The following is a 15168-nucleotide window of genomic DNA, read 5'->3' as shown; positions in this document are numbered from 1 at the left end:
TGAAATGTATTGAAAAATGGCCTTTGGGGCCATTTTTTTATTGATAAAAAGCCATTTTCATATGAAAACCAAATTTATCCACTCTTTTATCCACATTATCCACAGATTTTACAAAACCTAAAGATACAAAATGTCCCCTGTTCTTGTATCCTAGAAAAGTCTTAATCCGCTTGCTTTGAGCTTAATTATCCACATTTTCGATGGAATATGTGGATAACTTTGTTCACAACTTGACAAATCATATCATTGTTCGGGGAGTATTAAATTTCAGTTTTTTTTGATGAATGCTGAAAAACCGTGCAACATCATGACGAACGCTGCGGGGAAATTAGACACGGAAATTCACCTGCTCAAAATCCTGTATTTATACCTCTTGAATTTTATATATAGATCTGAATCCATTTCATAAATGATTAAGTCAACGAAATGTATACTACATATAGACAATCTAAAGCACTTTGATCTATATGTACTCTTTATTAAAGCTACTGAGGGTATTATGAAATGGGTTCATCTGTATAAGCATTTTTCGAGTTCAGCTTATATGAAACATAAAAAGACACGACCCAAACGAGTCATGTCCCAATATTCTTTCTACTTTCTTCACTTACCTTCTGCTCACTCGCCTAATGCCTCTTCAATTAAGATTGAACGGACCACTCTTCCAGAGACAGCCCAGGATCAGCTTTCATGTCCAGTGAGGTGAATTCGCCACGCTTCCACTTGGCGTAAGCAGCCGCACCAATCATGGCTGCATTATCCGTACAATATTTCATAGATGGCACAAGTAACTCGATACTTTCACGCTCACAACGTTCGTGAAGTGCCGTCCGCAGTCCGCGATTGGCGGCAACACCGCCGCATAGCAGCAGTTGCTTCGCGCCGTATTCACGCATAGCACGAATCGCTTTTTCTACCAGCACCTCCACGACCGACTCTTGAAAGCCTCTTGCGATAGCTCCGGCATGAACAGTTTCTCCACGCATTTTCGTCTGGTTGATCACATTCAATACCGCCGATTTCAAGCCGCTGAAGCTAAAATCATAAGAATCCGGCTCCAACCATGCACGGGGCAAGGTGATAGCTTCCTCGGATTCATGAGCCGTTCGATCTACGTGCGGACCGCCGGGATACGGAAATCCAATAGCCCGGGCTACCTTGTCATAGGCTTCCCCAACCGCATCATCCCGCGTGCGCCCAATCAGGTGAAAATGACCCTCAGACTCCATCCATACCAGCTCCGTGTGTCCTCCCGACACGACCAGTGCGATGCACGGATATACGATTTTATGCTCCAACTGATTTGCATAAATATGTCCTGCGATATGATGTGTTCCAATCAACGGCTTGCCGAACGCCATGGCAGCGCTCTTGGCAGCAACAATGCCCACCAGCAACGCACCAACCAGTCCCGGCCCTTGCGTCACGGCAACCGCCGAAAGCTCGCGGGGCGTAATTCCCGATGCTTGCATGGCCTCGTCCAGCATGTAGGTAATGCTCTCCACATGCTTGCGGGATGCTACCTCCGGCACAACTCCGCCAAAGGCTTTATGTGTTTCAATCTGACTGGAAATCAGGTTAGAAAGCACCTCGGTGCCATTTTTCACGACGGACACAGCTGTCTCGTCACAACTCGTTTCCACTGCCAGTATATAGCAAGGCTCGCCAGAGGCGGCGCCTGTACCTGCTTTTTCCTCCTGCGTCATTGCTTCTGCACGCTTCCTTCCTGTTCACCGGATGGCCCGTGTGCGGGAAGATCCGCCCACATGATCACGGCATCCTCGTTATTATCCGAATAATAGCCCTTGCGGACACCCGCTGGCTTAAAGCCCTTTTTCTCATACAAGCCCTGAGCAATCCGATTCGTCACCCGTACCTCCAGCGTCATGCGTTCCATCCCCAGATAAGAGGCGGTTTGCATTAGCTCGTCCAGCAGCTTATCTCCAAGCTTGCGCCCGCGATAGGCCTCACGAACGGCTATATTCGTAATATGGGCCTCGTCCATAATCGTCCACATCCCTGCGTAGCCGATGGCCTGTCCGTTCAGCTCCATAATCATATATTTAGCAAAATGATTTATCGTCAATTCATTGCGGAACGCTTCTTCCGTCCACGGCAGCGTGAACGCTTCATGCTCAATCGCCAACACATCGGGAATATCATCCAGCTGCATCAGTCGAAACTCTAGCTTTTCTTCCCGTTGTATGTTCTTTGCCATGTTGTTCACCGCTCTCTTCAGCGCTGACGAAGCAGATTGGCTTCCGCCTCCGCCAACTGGGTATAGTTTGGAACCAGCGTATGTAACTCGTCATGTTCCTGACAAAGCAGCTTATCCGCCCCAAGACGGCCAACCCATCTTCCTTCCAGCTCATACGGTACGATACGAAGCTCGCTCCATGCACGCAGGCGCTCGGCTGTTTCTGCGTGAACCGCCGTTTCACCAACCAGCCAAATGACCGCAGGGCGCTGTTCGGACGGCAAAGCCTCCAGCCGTTGCAGCAGGTCCTCAGTCCAAGTGGCCATCAATCGGATCGCATCCGGTTCCAGACGCTGCGGAATCCCGGTATTGCCGTCCACATTCGCTGCGAACAAGCCTGTGTAAACCTGTCCGCGTCTTGCATCGAGCACTGGAACGATCCAGTCTGCCGCCTGCTCTCCAGCCAAGTGTTTACTTGCTAACTCATTTATAACTTCTTGCTCCTGCGACTCGGTGCCGCGACTCCAACCGCCCCAGGCCAGCGCATGCAAAGTGGATACGGATGTCACCGGAACACCCCAGGCCCAAGCGAGTGTTTTCGCTGCGGTCACGGCAATGCGAATACCTGTGTAGGACCCCGGTCCGACACCCACCGCAATGCCGTCTACATCATCCCGTGTCAGCCCGTCTTCGTTCAGAAGCCGTTCCAATTCGGAAATCACGTGCACCGAGTGATTGCGTTCGCCAAAGACATTGCTTTCTCCCAGTAACTCTTTTCCGTCCATCAGGGCGGCCGCCATCACAGTCGTCGCTGTATCTAACGCCAAAAACCGCTCACGCGGCTTTACATTCTCATCTGTATGCTCTCTTTGCATGGTTCAAACTCCATTCTCCCGCAAACTGCGGCACCATTGTTCATAAGGCTCGCCGTACCCGGTAAGGTGAATCAAGCGCTCCTCCACATCCGTTGTTTCTATATACATGTGAAGCCGCTGCTTCGGCAAAATATCCGGTATAATACTGCCCCATTCCACCAGACACACGCCTGTCCCGTAAAAATATTCGTCCAGCCCCAGATCCTCTGCCTCATCCTGTGTAATACGATACACATCCATATGGTACAGGGGCAATCGACCTTCGTATTCCTTAATAATCGTAAAGGTTGGGCTGTTTACGATACCCGGCACATCCAGATGACTGGCAAAGGCTTTGGAAAAAGCGGTTTTGCCCGCTCCCAGATCTCCATCCAGTACAATCACCGTTCCGGGAACCGCTTTGGCTGCCAAAATCCCTGCCAAAGCTCCGGTCTGCGCCTCTCCGGCAGAACGGAACGTAAACTGTTCCTGCGAAATTGTCATATATTTTAATCACCTTTCGTCCGAATCGGACCGTTCCAACTTGTCCTTTATTATATAGTTCACCTTATGTCGCCGCAAGACATGAAGACATGCTAATGTAAGATAGATGAAACATACAGGGAGGAATCGAAACGATGGGACAAAACGTTTTACTCATGATTGACGTGCAGCAGACTATGTTTATGTATGATGAGAAGCTGTATCGAGAGCAGGAAGTTGTAGAGCATTTGCAGCAGCTTTTGACCAAAGCCAGAGCAGCAGGCACGCCCGTTATTTTTATCCAGCATACCAGCGAGACGGACGAGGATTTTCAGGAAAACAGCATAGGGTGGGCCATAGCCGATGTAGTGCGCCCTCTTCCCCATGAGCGGATTGTCCGTAAAACGTCCTGGGACAGCTTTTACCAAACTGAATTGGGCGATGTGCTGAAGGAACTGGGGGCTGATCGGCTCATCATTGCCGGGATGCAGACCGAGTTCTGCCTAGACACGACCTGCCGGAACGCCTACAGTCTGGGGTACCAGAATAATGTGCTTGTATCGGATGCGCACAGTACATTTAATAGTAAGGTCCTGAGTGGCGAACAAATCGTTGCTCACCACAATGAGATGCTCGGTAATCGTTTTGTACGTTTGCTTGCAACGGAGGATGTACATTTTTAATATGAACCCATTTGAGGCCGATTGCTTTTAAGCAGTCGGCTTTTTTACATTTGTATAGAAGGTCCGATTGTATTGGTTGATGAGTTCGTCGAGAAGCATAGATTGCTTGAGTACACGTGCATCATCCAATCCGTATTCTTTTTGAAGATGGTAGAGCTTCTGTCTGTTCTTTTCCAAGCGATATCGCAAAATTTCTTGCTTTTTCATCACAATCCCTCCTTTTATGATCTTAGTGTAAGAGGTTATTTCTATTATGAGGATGAATAAATTCAGAAAAAATGTCCGATTTATAGAAAAAAGACCCCGTGTGGGGTCTTAAAAATTTTCTCTAACTGTAACATTGGTTGATTGAGTGTCAGAGCTTTTAGTGATAATCAGTAAGTATTTAATATTGTTTTTCTCTACTGATATTACTTTGTTGCTCTCGACTTCAGTTATTTCCCATCCCTCACCTTTGAGTTTTTCTTGATATGAAGCATTAAAATTTTCAAAGGACTGAGGAATTTTATAGTTCTTTAAATCTCTAGCAGATTTTTCATCGACTTCGATGGCAGTGCTGGGAACAGGTAAATTGTTAAGTTCCTGAACATTTTCATATTCAGTACTAACCTCCTTGGTCGAACTGTCTGTTACATTTGAGCATGATGCAAGGATTATTAATAATACTAAACAAATCAAGCGCATAAAACACCTCAGTCATTTGGGCTTCTTTTTGCAGTACTCATTTTCCACGCATAAACCTTGTAGCCATTTGAATACCAAGTAGATAGGGGAGCATCTTTTCTATCTGTTGTATACTGAGTCAAAAAGAAACGGCCATTCGTAAACTCAGTTATGATAGCATTGTTTCTTTTTCTCCATTCCATTAGATCAGGACTGTGAACAAAAGAATTTTCCTCATCGAAACATTCCTTATATGCTTACTCTGTCTTGCATATTATGCAAAAAAGACCGTTAATAGTAACGGTCCATGTCAATTATTCAGTACTTTCTTTGGCATTCGGTATGTACTCCAGAAGATCACCGGGAGTAACACCTAATCCACGACACAATGCACCGAGCGTATCGTAATCTATACGTTTGGTGGCATTGCCAGCAAGGGAGGTAATTGTGTTTCGGCTCACACCTGTTAACTCCACTACATCTTTGTTTTGCAATCCACGTTCTCTCATCATTTCTCCAAGGCGACAACGTATACTCAAAGGTTCCATAGAAATCCCTCCAAAAAAAATAAGCACTACATGTTGACATACGGAAAATATTTAGGTATTATTCAATCATGACCAAAATGTTGACATATTGAAATGTTAACTAATATTCACGTACAACCATCGTAGCAAAACCATTCGTTATTAGCAATATGTTAAAGTTCCAAAGCATTTTTCAACTATCCAATAGGAGGCACAATTATATGTTTATAGCACCAGAAACTAATTCACTCGCACTAGAACGGGCAGCGATGGTATTTGGACCCTATGATCAAGCACATATGTATGAGATATTTGAGGGAATCATTTACGGTGAACACTACTTCTTTCACATTGAGCATGGTTGCTTGTGGCTCCGTCATGTACTTAAGATAGACCATCCTGAACATACACACTTATTCGTCGACGGTAACAGTGGTGGACTACAACTTGCAGAAAACATTCAGTGTGATCTCATGACAGTTGTATCGGATACTATTGAAAGACTACATACTATGGATAGCATGACATTTTTACTCAACGAGCTGCTGTGGCTAGAGAATCGTGGAGATATCAAATTAAATTTCGTGAGAAACAATAAATAAGCACGCTTAGATGACCAATATAAACGAACTCACCATCGTCCGGCAGAAAAGCATCGGGCAACACAAGATGTGCGAAAGATGTCATCATCGAACCTCCTTATCTTTTACAATATACTTATCTCGCAAAAGGATCATCATGTTTATCGGAATTCCAAATGTATTCAATTTGATTGGCAACCTGTTGAGCTTTTTCAAGACCAAGCTGGTCAGAAACAAAGCCTAAGGACATGTCTATTCCAGCAGATACACCGGATGAAGTATAGAACTTTCCATCTACTACCCATCTTGCGTCTGGAATCCAGTCAACCTCCGTGTCGATGGATTTTACCCAATCAAAGGCTAATTTATTGGATGTGGCGCGCCTGTTTTTTAACAAGCCTGTTTTAGCAAGCAGCGCAGAACCTGTGCAGACGGTTATACAAAAACAGGACTGTTCCGCAATCTCTTTGACCTGTTTCATAAATTGATCGTCATGGATTAAACTTCTTGTCCCCTGTCCGCCCGGGATCATGAATATGCCATCGGGCTTTGCTTGTGCAATAGGATCAGTAACAATCTTGGTTTTTTGCCGACTCTCAATCATCCCCCCGTTCATAGAGAAATATTTTAAGTCATACTCTTCTGGCAGGCGGCCAAAAATCTCAACGGGTCCGAATACATCCAGTGTTTCAAAATCATCAAACAAGCATATGTTAAAGTCCATACGTCTCACCTCCCTCAAACATTAACCATACTATACACCCTGTTTCCTGGATTAAACATTATAAAATGAATTTCCTTCTGTGGAGATTCAGGAGCTTTTTGTGTAATTGGGATGACACCGTTAACAAGAAGCAAGCTGGCACAATTATGACGAGGATCATGAATATTTAATGGCAAAGCCGTCTTCAGAAAATTGTGAATGGCTTTTTTTTATTTCCCAGCGATAAGTTAGGTGCTATTTGCGAAGAAAAGGAAGGGCGGATTAAGAGGAAGATGTGCAAACTCAACGATTGGCCTCGTTTTTTCACGTGTTGATTAGAAATTTCATTTTTAACAGAAAATTCATTTTATGATCATGATTTTCAGAAAAATAGAGAAATTAACAGAAAACATTAGAATGACCTATCTATTTTGGAGTATATGGCTTTATAAACATCTGTACTTAGATATATGTAAATATTTGAACATTGAGCAAAATTTGCATTAGAACTATGATGAAACTGGTTTTAATTTCCAACGAAAGAAAGAAGGCGATCGAACCGTCACACTCACTGTCTTAGGCACCATGATATGCCCGCATGTAAATGTATCTTGCAGTCGCTGCGCTTCGTAAGGTAAAAGCGGAATTTACGAATTGAATTGCAGTCATGGATGTATTGTGTCTTGAACACAGCGAAAGGAATGTGAATTTTTTATGAAAAAAGTAGCTTTAGTAAGCCCGTTGAGAACAGCGGTCGGCTCTTTTAACAAAACCCTTGCGCCCCTAAGCGCTCCTGAATTGGGAGCAACTGTGATGACAGCATGCCTTCAGCAAAGTAAATTAGAGCCTGCTTTAATTGATCAGATTTATTTGGGAAATGTTCTTCAGGCAGGCAATGGCCAAAATCCTGCTAGACAGGCGGCACTAAAAGCCGGTATCCCCATTGATGTACCCGAATCAACGATAAACACGGTTTGCGGGTCAGGACTTCATGCCGTCGGTTTAGCCTACAATTCAATATTAGCGGAACAAGGCAACATCGTCTTGGCAGGAGGCATGGAGAGCATGTCGAACGCTCCTTATCTGCTAAGGAATGCAAGAAACGGCTACAAGCTTGGCAACGGTGAATTGGTAGACTCCCTGGTGACCGACGGCCTTACATGCCCGATCAACCATTACCATATGGGAATTACCGCAGAAAATGTTGCCGATAAATATGGAATTTCAAGACTTGAGCAAGATGAATTCGCCTATCAAAGCCAGATAAAGGCTGTAGAGGCAAAAAACAACAAGGTTTTTGAAGAACAGATTGTTCCGGTCATGATCAAAACCAAAAAAGAAACTATTTATTTCACGGAGGATGAACACATAAGAGGAAATACAACGAAAGAAAAACTTTCTCATTTAAAAACTGCGTTTAAGGAGAACGGAACGGTTACCGCCGGAAATTCTTCAGGAATCAATGATGGCGCGGCGGCTATGCTTGTAGTGTCGGAAGACAAATGTAAGGAACATGCGTTAAAGCCGTTGGCATATATCAAGGGTTATTCACTTGTTGGCGTTGACCCTGCATATATGGGAATGGGACCGGTGAAAGCCATTTCGACCCTTCTTAAGCAACAGGGATTGTCCATTGATGACATTGATCTTTTTGAAATTAATGAAGCGTTCGCCGCACAAGCAGTAGCGGTGATGAAAGAGCTTGGGGCCAATCCGGAGAAGGTGAATGTCAATGGCGGCGCGATCGCGATCGGGCATCCTGTCGGTGCAAGCGGTGCTAGGATTTTGGTTACGTTGGTTCATGAAATGGCGCGAAGATCTTCACGTTACGGCATCGCCTCGTTATGCATCGGAACGGGAATGGGAATAGCGATGCTGGTTGAAAATGCACTCATTTAAAATGCGTGTTCAAAAGATGACTTTTGGAACTACCTCTTAATAAGGAAGGGAGAATCGCTATGAATCAAAAAGATGTACTTTCACTTCAATCCATGCCTGCGGCCAGCGGCAGTTATGGGCGCCCGCCATGCCGCTTCATCAACCGGGAATTTTTTATCATTACCTATGAATCCGACCCCGCTGCGATTAGACAAGCGGTCCCGGAACCTCTTCAGCCGGATGGAAGCAATACTGTTTCCTATGAATGGATCAAGATGCCCGATTCATCCGGTTTAGGAAGCTATGAGGAAAGCGGTATTGTCATTCCGTGTACTTTTCAAGGAGAACCCTGTAATTTTGTTGCCCAAATGTATTTGGATAACGCGCCTGCTATTCTTGGGGGACGTGAAATCTGGGGATTTCCGAAAAAATGGGCGAAGCCTCGCCTGATCGTTGAGGATACGGAGACGCTGACGGGTACATTGCATTATAATCACGTCCTGGTGGCCATGGGAACCATGCCTTTCAAATATAATATTCTTGATGAACAGGAAACGGCTAAAGCGATCGCAAAAACGCAAGTTAATTTGAAATTAATTCCTGATATTGACGGTACCCCCAAAATTGCTCAGTTAGTAGCGTATAATCTCGAAAACATTACTGTAAAAGGCGCCTGGTCAGGGCCTGCCAGATTAAGCCTGATCCCCCATGTCAATGCTCCTGTGGCAGATTTGCCGGTTCAAGCTTATGTTGGCGGAAAACATTTTATTGCCGATTTAACGCTTCCATATGGAAGAGTCCTCTACGATTATCTCCAATAAAGTTTGCTTTCCTAAAAATATATATATAAGGAGAAGGAACCATGAATAACAAAGTAATCTCCGCTGAAGAAGCAGTTAAGAAGGTCAAAGACGGAGACACGGTGATGGTCGGAGGTTTTCTGGCAGGAGGTTTCCCGGAGGATCTGGTACGTGCGCTTGTCGACACAAATTCCGCCAGTAATCTAACAATTATTTCGAATGATACAGGCACGCCGGAATTATCTATCTATAATCTGGTAAAAAGTGGCAGAGTAAAACGGATTTTTGCATCCTATATCGGCTCCAATCCAGAAACGGGAAGGCTCCTTATGACGAAAGAAGCGGAGGTTCAGCTCTTTCCGCAAGGCACGCTCGCTGAAAAAATACGCGCAGGGGGAGCCGGTTTGGGCGGTGTTTTAACACCTGTAGGTGTAGGCACCATGGTAGAGGAAGGAAAAAAGAAAATAGAAATTGACGAAAGGGAGTATTTGCTCGAACTGCCGCTCAAAGCGGATGTGGCGTTAATCAGAGCCCATAAGGCTGATGAAGAGGGGAATCTGGTCATTAACGGCTCTTCACGCAACTTTAATTTGGTTATGGCTACAGCAGCAGAGTATGTAGTTGCTCAGGCAGACGAATACGTAAAGGCGGGGGAAATTGACCCCAATCATGTCAACGTTCCCAGCATATTTGTCGACGCGATTGTAAAGGTGGGTGGACACGCATGAATAACAGAGAATTGATTGTTCGAAGAATAGCCCAGGAATTCAAAGATGGCGAAGTTGTCAACCTTGGTGTTGGAATGCCTACAATGGTGGTGGACTATATCCCCGAAAACATCCATATTATGCTACAGGCAGAGAACGGAATCCTCGGTGTAGGTCCCAAAGCGGCTCAGGGAAAAGAAAGACTCGATTGTATCGATTCAGGCGGAAACTACGTTACATCTGTAAAAGGAGCTTCCTTTTTTGACAGTGCGCTTTCATTTTCTATCATCCGCGGAGGACATGTGGATATCACCGTTTTGGGCGCCTTGGAGGTCGATGAGAAAGGCAACCTTGCAAGCTGGATGATCCCTGGGAAAAAGGTACCCGGTATGGGGGGAGCCATGGATTTGGTGGTCGGAGCCAAGAGAGTGATTATAGCCATGGAGCATGTAAACAAAAATGGGGCGCCGAAAATACTGAAACAATGCAAGCTGCCCCTGACCGCTGTAAATGTTGTAAAGACCATAGTAACCGAAAAGGCTGTCATCGATGTTATTCCGGGTAAAGGGCTGATGCTGAAGGAAATTGCTCCGGGTTTGTCGGTAGAAGACGTTCAAATGGCAACAGAGGCTAAACTGATGGTTTCACCACATTTGAAGGCTATTGCAGTGTAAACATTTTTACAAGTAGGGTTCGCTAATTGCTCATTGAGCAATTGCGAGCCTTTTTTTGTTGGAGTGGACCATTCAAGCAGCATTCTGCGGTGAAAGCCCGGAGCTGGCTCGTCCAACAGATACCCAGTGTCAGCCAATCATTAACCTTGTGCCCATCTCCTATCGCTCTTCCAGACGATCCACCCGAACGGTTTGAGTATTACCGGGGTTGCTTCCCACCTGTACGGTAGCCATACCGTTTGCTTCATCTACATGCTCGATCCAGATCGGTTTACCCTCTAATTGCACGGCAATGTTTTCGGATGAATTGTAAATCGCTTTTGCTCGTTCCACGTTCATGCTGATCTCCTCCTGATGATTTGTTTTGTATCCATGTATTCAGAAATACAGGTTCACCTAGTCCTCATCTATAATCCGTTCAACGTCCAATGAAGGGATGCTATGAGAAGGCGAGGTTGAAACCACGGCCTCCAAATCCACATGACCCACAGCTACAGGAAAAGGCGGCTGGATTCCATGAGAAAGGGCAAACTCGGGTGGCAATGCATCCTGTTCGCCTCCGGCGGGTCCCCGAAAGGCGATATGGCTTTGACCCACACGATGTCTGATTTGCCGAGGATAGGATTTTCCGGGCATAAATTGTACCTCCTTTTGAATCGGATATACCTTACTATGCACCAAAAAAGCTGTAACCATGCGCAAGCGGATTTTTCATGAGCTTAAACATAAAACAGCCCCAGCTTCTCACGAAGACCGGGGCTATCTATGATTCCATCCTATAAATGAGTTATTATTTTTATGCTTTAGCTGCCCAAATTTCAATTTCAATTTTTATTTCAGGCAATCCTAGAGCAGTAAGGTAGCCGATCGTCATTGCAGGATAATCATTCCCGAATAACTTTTCCCATTGGGAATACATGTAATCCCAATCTATCTGCTCAGTTGCCCAAACATTTACTTTAATAATATTGTCAGCGGTTAATTGTTCGGCGTCCAAAACTGATTTAATGTTATTAAAAGTATTGCTGATTTGTAGGTTAAAGCTTTCTGGGAATTGGCCATTTTGATCTACTCCGATTTGACCTGAAGTCACGAATAGCTCTGAATTTCTGGGAATTTTAGTTATATGTGTGTAATTCCCTACTGGTTTCGGCATACCTGCCGGGTTTTTTCTAGTTATTTTTTCATTTTTCATTTTATCGACCTCGTCATTTTAAAATTTTTCTACCGTTTCTCCTACCATTTTTAGGCAGACTCCACCCATAAAAATGATTTTAGAAAAAAACAGCAGTAGAGTATCCATATCCAAAAGATATAAAGTTTAATGATCTTTTCTTCATGACATGAACACTCCTTCCTTATAAAATGGCAAGATTATTTATTATTCCTTATCTTAATATAACCCATGTAACTTAACAACCTCAAATCATTGTGTTATGCGATGTAGCCCTCCGAAGCATACTAAGTGAAAAATCTAAGTGAAAAGTGGATATGCTCACAGCCAAGCGTTGGAATCGAAGGATACAACATGCGGATTAAAGAAAAGGAGGACTGGCGGTATGCATACGGTCTGGAAAGGCGCGATCAGCTTTGGGCTGGTTCATGTGCCTGTTAAGATGTTTTCGGCGACAGAGGATAAGGATATTTCCATGCGTTATATTCACAAGGAATGCGGAAGTCCGCTCAGTTATGTACGAAAGTGTCCCGTTTGTGACAAGGAGGTCGAATGGGAGGAAATTGGAAAAGGCTATGAATACGAAAAAGGGAAGTTTGTCATGTTCGATAAGGAGGAACTGGAGCAAATCAGCGGACAAGCGGATAAAAATATCGTTATTTTGGATTTTGTGGACTTGCAGGAGATTGATCCGATTTATTTTCAAAAAACGTATTATTTGTCCCCGGATCAGGCAGGCTCCAATGCTTACAAGCTTCTTATGAATGCGATGAAGGATACCGGAAAAATTGGCATTGCTCAAATCTCGATACGATCCAAAAGCAGTCTGGCGGCTATTCGTGTACTGGATGAATGCTTGGCGGTGGAGACGATGTTTTACCCGGATGAAATTCGCCCAGTGTCCCAGGTTCCTAATCTGCCAGGGCAGGAGGAAGTTAAAGAGAAGGAACTGACCATGGCAAAAATGCTCATTGAGCAGCTATCTACACCTTTTGATGCAGCAAAATACACGGACCAGTACCGCGAGCGGCTGCTGGATCTCATTCAGCATAAAGTGGCTGGAGAAGAGATCCGAATCGCCCCGTCCCAGCCACAGGCCAATGTCGTGGACTTGATGGCTGCACTCCAGGCCAGCATCGAGGCAGTGAAGCCTGTCGTTACCGATCCCGGCCCTGACGTGAAAAAACGCCCTGCGCGTAAAGCAGCAGCCACAACAACACAACAAGCAGTGGCAGGAGATGCCGTTTCTCCAACTCCGATCAAAAAGAAAAGAAGCACAGCCAAACACAAGGAAACCTGAAACTGTGCCCATTCCATATCCAGTGGGGAGTTAAGCATTGTCAACAGAACAGGCTAAGGGGTGGAGAACACACTGCTTTGGTAAGACAGCAGTTGACTGAACGCCCCCCGCTCCTCCTGCACCAATTGACGGTAATTCCCCTGCTGTATAATCTCTCCCTGCTCCAGAACGACAATCTGATCGGCATGACGGATGGTCGACAGTCGATGGGCAATGACGATCAGCGTCATTTGACCTTTCATCCGCTCCAGCGCCGCCTGAATATCGGCTTCATGCTCTCCATCCAGCGCACTTGTCGCCTCATCCAGAATGAGTACTGGAGGACGATGCAGGACAGCTCTTGCCAACACTAGCCGCTGACGTTCCCCTCCTGACAGACGAATGCCGCGATCCCCGATTACCGTGTCCAGTCCTTCGGGCAATCTGGCAACAAACCCGTCTGCGGCTGCAAAATGTAACGCTTCCCATAACTGCTGCTCGCTCGCATCCGCATCCGCCAGCTTCAAATTTTCACGGACGGTGGCATGGAATAAAAAAGGGTCCTGCGACACATAGCCAAACGATTGCCGCCACTGTGGCAACAACTCGTCGTCCAGTATATGTCCGTCTATTTTAATCTGGCCCTGAGTTGGTCGTAAAAATCCCATCAGAACGTCAACCATTGTACTTTTGCCTGCGCCCGATTTCCCCACAATAGCCGTCATTCCCCGAGCAGGGATGAACAGATTTATTTGGTGTAATGCAAGCGCTGCTGTACCCTCATACCGATAATCCAGACCACTGCATTCAATGCCTGTACGTAGATACAAGGGTTGGCGTACAGATGAAGTTGTAGATGCTAATACAGATTGATGGGTTGCCGATAGAACGCTTGAAACGCGAGTCTCAAAGGTTGTAAGTGCCGTTAGCGACGGATCTGAGAAAGCTTCGCATTCCTGCTGTACCTTGGTCACACTTTCAAAGGCAGACAGCATGGACATGATATATTCCAGGCTCGCTTGAATAAGGGCAAACCTTGGCCATAAGCGGGAAAATATAAGGATGAGCACAATCAACTTTTCAGGAGAGACATGTAGCCATTGCAGTGATACAAACATAATGCAAGCAACAAATACAGCAGCGGCTGTGCGATGAAAAAATTGTGTGGTTGCGTTCTGCCGTACAAACTGGGTTGTATTGTCCTCCATCCGTTGGGTCAAGGAGCGAAACCAGTCTATATTCGCGGCTTCCAGCAGATTGCTTTTAATATCCTTCATCCCGTTCATATGGTCGGTAATTCCGGCAAAATAAACCTGCGACAGCTCGGTGGTACGGTCGCCCAGTTGTTTAGCGTTTTGAATGGATCTGCGAAACACGACAAACAGCCCCAATCCGCACAGAAACACCAGTCCGGTTAAAGAAGGAGACAGCCAAAAAGCCAGCGCAATCTGGATCAGCGTAAAAATAACGGCTGTGGTGAGCTGAAGGAGCAAATTGGTTCCCTGACTGACACGCGCCAGCTCGGTTGTCATCACATGGCTGAAATCAGACTTCCGCTGACGCAAATAAAAAGTCCATTGGGCCTTCATAAAGGAGGTATATACATCTATTCGAAGGGAACGCATGAATCGTTGCTGAATCCGTGAATTCAGAATGGACTGGTAACGCTGAAGCAGAGCCTGCCCTATGAGTAGCAACGCAAAAAGCAACAGCATTCCCGGCAACAGCCAGCTTTTAGGGATGTTTGACAAGAAATGATCCAATCCGCCTGACAGGATGGCCATCCCTGCATGACCGCCAAATATGCCGATAGCCGCCAGCATGGGAACAAGCATGTAAATACCCAACCCCTCCAGCAAGCTGACGATGATCATACATCCAATATTGAGAAATAACGCACCGCCGTTCACGGCATACAGCTTAGTCATATATAATCGCAGGTGGTACATAATGCACGCTCCTTAT

General features: G+C 45.4%; 19 protein-coding genes. 7 read left to right on the top strand and 12 right to left on the bottom strand.

Annotation, left to right across the window (positions count from 1 at the left end):
- Positions 1-641: 641 nt before the first annotated feature.
- From tsaD to tsaE, 4 genes are read right to left on the bottom strand one after another with little or no spacing between them, the layout of a single operon-like run.
- A complete protein-coding gene (tsaD, locus tag C1I60_RS12295) occupies positions 642-1706 on the bottom strand; it encodes a tRNA (adenosine(37)-N6)-threonylcarbamoyltransferase complex transferase subunit TsaD (RefSeq protein ID WP_137061963.1) in 1065 nt (354 codons plus the stop codon).
- A complete protein-coding gene (rimI, locus tag C1I60_RS12290; protein ID WP_137061962.1) occupies positions 1703-2218 on the bottom strand; it encodes a ribosomal protein S18-alanine N-acetyltransferase in 516 nt (171 codons plus the stop codon). The genes tsaD and rimI overlap by 4 nt, the downstream gene beginning before the upstream one ends.
- A 17-nt stretch (positions 2219-2235) precedes the next feature.
- A complete protein-coding gene (tsaB, locus tag C1I60_RS12285) occupies positions 2236-3072 on the bottom strand; it encodes a tRNA (adenosine(37)-N6)-threonylcarbamoyltransferase complex dimerization subunit type 1 TsaB (RefSeq protein ID WP_137061961.1) in 837 nt (278 codons plus the stop codon).
- 3 nt (positions 3073-3075) lie between these two features.
- Positions 3076-3555: a tRNA (adenosine(37)-N6)-threonylcarbamoyltransferase complex ATPase subunit type 1 TsaE gene (tsaE, locus tag C1I60_RS12280; protein ID WP_137061960.1), complete on the bottom strand. Its 480-nt coding sequence runs from the start codon at positions 3553-3555 to the stop codon at positions 3076-3078.
- Between the two features lie 134 nt (positions 3556-3689).
- Here tsaE and C1I60_RS12275 point away from each other — a divergent pair, with 134 nt between their 5' ends.
- Positions 3690-4217, top strand: a complete 528-nt coding sequence (locus C1I60_RS12275) for a cysteine hydrolase family protein (RefSeq protein WP_137061959.1) — start codon at positions 3690-3692, stop codon at positions 4215-4217.
- Between the two features lie 27 nt (positions 4218-4244).
- Here C1I60_RS12275 and C1I60_RS12270 read toward each other — a convergent pair whose 3' ends face one another.
- The 3 genes from C1I60_RS12270 to C1I60_RS12260 form a co-directional block, all read right to left on the bottom strand.
- Positions 4245-4424 carry an aspartyl-phosphate phosphatase Spo0E family protein gene (locus C1I60_RS12270; RefSeq protein WP_137061958.1) on the bottom strand — a complete coding sequence of 60 codons (180 nt, stop codon included), beginning with the start codon at positions 4422-4424 and terminating at the stop codon, positions 4245-4247.
- 108 nt (positions 4425-4532) lie between these two features.
- Positions 4533-4895, bottom strand: a complete 363-nt coding sequence (locus tag C1I60_RS12265) for a hypothetical protein (protein ID WP_434784394.1) — start codon at positions 4893-4895, stop codon at positions 4533-4535.
- A gap of 299 nt (positions 4896-5194) precedes the next feature.
- Complete coding sequence (locus C1I60_RS12260; RefSeq protein ID WP_044645178.1) at positions 5195-5428, bottom strand: helix-turn-helix domain-containing protein; 234 nt, start codon at positions 5426-5428, stop codon at positions 5195-5197.
- A 200-nt stretch (positions 5429-5628) separates the two neighbouring features.
- On the opposite strand from C1I60_RS12260, the gene C1I60_RS12255 reads away from it, so the two are divergent.
- Positions 5629-6009, top strand: a complete 381-nt coding sequence (locus C1I60_RS12255) for a hypothetical protein (RefSeq protein ID WP_137061956.1) — start codon at positions 5629-5631, stop codon at positions 6007-6009.
- A gap of 115 nt (positions 6010-6124) precedes the next feature.
- Here C1I60_RS12255 and C1I60_RS12250 read toward each other — a convergent pair whose 3' ends face one another.
- Complete coding sequence (locus tag C1I60_RS12250; RefSeq protein WP_137061955.1) at positions 6125-6712, bottom strand: DJ-1/PfpI family protein; 588 nt, start codon at positions 6710-6712, stop codon at positions 6125-6127.
- 693 nt (positions 6713-7405) lie between these two features.
- On the opposite strand from C1I60_RS12250, the gene C1I60_RS12245 reads away from it, so the two are divergent.
- From C1I60_RS12245 to C1I60_RS12230, 4 genes are read left to right on the top strand one after another with little or no spacing between them, the layout of a single operon-like run.
- Positions 7406-8590, top strand: a complete 1185-nt coding sequence (locus C1I60_RS12245) for an acetyl-CoA C-acetyltransferase (protein WP_137061954.1) — start codon at positions 7406-7408, stop codon at positions 8588-8590.
- A gap of 59 nt (positions 8591-8649) precedes the next feature.
- A complete protein-coding gene (locus tag C1I60_RS12240; protein ID WP_137061953.1) occupies positions 8650-9390 on the top strand; it encodes an acetoacetate decarboxylase in 741 nt (246 codons plus the stop codon).
- A gap of 41 nt (positions 9391-9431) precedes the next feature.
- A complete protein-coding gene (locus C1I60_RS12235; RefSeq protein WP_137061952.1) occupies positions 9432-10097 on the top strand; it encodes a CoA transferase subunit A in 666 nt (221 codons plus the stop codon).
- Positions 10094-10750: a 3-oxoacid CoA-transferase subunit B gene (locus tag C1I60_RS12230; protein ID WP_137061951.1), complete on the top strand. Its 657-nt coding sequence runs from the start codon at positions 10094-10096 to the stop codon at positions 10748-10750. Before C1I60_RS12235 ends, C1I60_RS12230 begins: the two co-directional genes overlap by 4 nt.
- Before the next feature lie 159 nt (positions 10751-10909).
- Here C1I60_RS12230 and C1I60_RS12225 read toward each other — a convergent pair whose 3' ends face one another.
- The 3 genes from C1I60_RS12225 to C1I60_RS12215 all read right to left on the bottom strand — a co-directional run bounded on the left by C1I60_RS12225 (position 10910) and on the right by C1I60_RS12215 (position 11945).
- Entirely contained in the window at positions 10910-11089 is a 180-nt protein-coding gene (locus C1I60_RS12225; RefSeq protein WP_044645186.1) for an H-type small acid-soluble spore protein, read from the bottom strand.
- A gap of 57 nt (positions 11090-11146) precedes the next feature.
- The gene (locus tag C1I60_RS12220; RefSeq protein ID WP_014280296.1) at positions 11147-11386 is read right to left on the bottom strand and encodes a hypothetical protein; all 240 of its coding nucleotides are present in this window, start codon (positions 11384-11386) and stop codon (positions 11147-11149) included.
- A gap of 160 nt (positions 11387-11546) precedes the next feature.
- Positions 11547-11945: a RidA family protein gene (locus C1I60_RS12215; RefSeq protein WP_137061950.1), complete on the bottom strand. Its 399-nt coding sequence runs from the start codon at positions 11943-11945 to the stop codon at positions 11547-11549.
- 364 nt (positions 11946-12309) lie between these two features.
- On the opposite strand from C1I60_RS12215, the gene ku reads away from it, so the two are divergent.
- Positions 12310-13224, top strand: a complete 915-nt coding sequence (gene ku, locus C1I60_RS12210; protein ID WP_137061949.1) for a non-homologous end joining protein Ku — start codon at positions 12310-12312, stop codon at positions 13222-13224.
- A gap of 53 nt (positions 13225-13277) precedes the next feature.
- Here the strand turns inward: ku and C1I60_RS12205 are convergent, their stop codons facing one another.
- A complete protein-coding gene (locus C1I60_RS12205) occupies positions 13278-15152 on the bottom strand; it encodes an ABC transporter ATP-binding protein (RefSeq protein ID WP_137061948.1) in 1875 nt (624 codons plus the stop codon).
- Positions 15153-15168 lie beyond the last annotated feature (16 nt).

Source organism: Paenibacillus terrae (assembly GCF_005217525.1).
Classification (GTDB): Bacteria; Bacillota; Bacilli; order Paenibacillales; family Paenibacillaceae; genus Paenibacillus; species Paenibacillus terrae_C.
Note: the sequence above shows the minus strand (reverse complement) of the source record. Positions and strands in the feature narration are given on the sequence as shown.

Coding starts and splice junctions, on each gene's coding strand:
- tsaD (WP_137061963.1), bottom strand. CDS start 1,706: ATGACGCAGGAGGAAAAAGCAGGTACAGGCGCCGCCTCTGGCGAGCCT.
- rimI (WP_137061962.1), bottom strand. CDS start 2,218: ATGGCAAAGAACATACAACGGGAAGAAAAGCTAGAGTTTCGACTGATG.
- tsaB (WP_137061961.1), bottom strand. CDS start 3,072: ATGCAAAGAGAGCATACAGATGAGAATGTAAAGCCGCGTGAGCGGTTT.
- tsaE (WP_137061960.1), bottom strand. CDS start 3,555: ATGACAATTTCGCAGGAACAGTTTACGTTCCGTTCTGCCGGAGAGGCG.
- C1I60_RS12275 (WP_137061959.1), top strand. CDS start 3,690: ATGGGACAAAACGTTTTACTCATGATTGACGTGCAGCAGACTATGTTT.
- C1I60_RS12270 (WP_137061958.1), bottom strand. CDS start 4,424: ATGAAAAAGCAAGAAATTTTGCGATATCGCTTGGAAAAGAACAGACAG.
- C1I60_RS12260 (WP_044645178.1), bottom strand. CDS start 5,428: ATGGAACCTTTGAGTATACGTTGTCGCCTTGGAGAAATGATGAGAGAA.
- C1I60_RS12255 (WP_137061956.1), top strand. CDS start 5,629: ATGTTTATAGCACCAGAAACTAATTCACTCGCACTAGAACGGGCAGCG.
- C1I60_RS12250 (WP_137061955.1), bottom strand. CDS start 6,712: ATGGACTTTAACATATGCTTGTTTGATGATTTTGAAACACTGGATGTA.
- C1I60_RS12245 (WP_137061954.1), top strand. CDS start 7,406: ATGAAAAAAGTAGCTTTAGTAAGCCCGTTGAGAACAGCGGTCGGCTCT.
- C1I60_RS12240 (WP_137061953.1), top strand. CDS start 8,650: ATGAATCAAAAAGATGTACTTTCACTTCAATCCATGCCTGCGGCCAGC.
- C1I60_RS12235 (WP_137061952.1), top strand. CDS start 9,432: ATGAATAACAAAGTAATCTCCGCTGAAGAAGCAGTTAAGAAGGTCAAA.
- C1I60_RS12230 (WP_137061951.1), top strand. CDS start 10,094: ATGAATAACAGAGAATTGATTGTTCGAAGAATAGCCCAGGAATTCAAA.
- C1I60_RS12225 (WP_044645186.1), bottom strand. CDS start 11,089: ATGAACGTGGAACGAGCAAAAGCGATTTACAATTCATCCGAAAACATT.
- C1I60_RS12220 (WP_014280296.1), bottom strand. CDS start 11,386: ATGCCCGGAAAATCCTATCCTCGGCAAATCAGACATCGTGTGGGTCAA.
- C1I60_RS12215 (WP_137061950.1), bottom strand. CDS start 11,945: ATGAAAAATGAAAAAATAACTAGAAAAAACCCGGCAGGTATGCCGAAA.
- ku (WP_137061949.1), top strand. CDS start 12,310: ATGCATACGGTCTGGAAAGGCGCGATCAGCTTTGGGCTGGTTCATGTG.
- C1I60_RS12205 (WP_137061948.1), bottom strand. CDS start 15,152: ATGTACCACCTGCGATTATATATGACTAAGCTGTATGCCGTGAACGGC.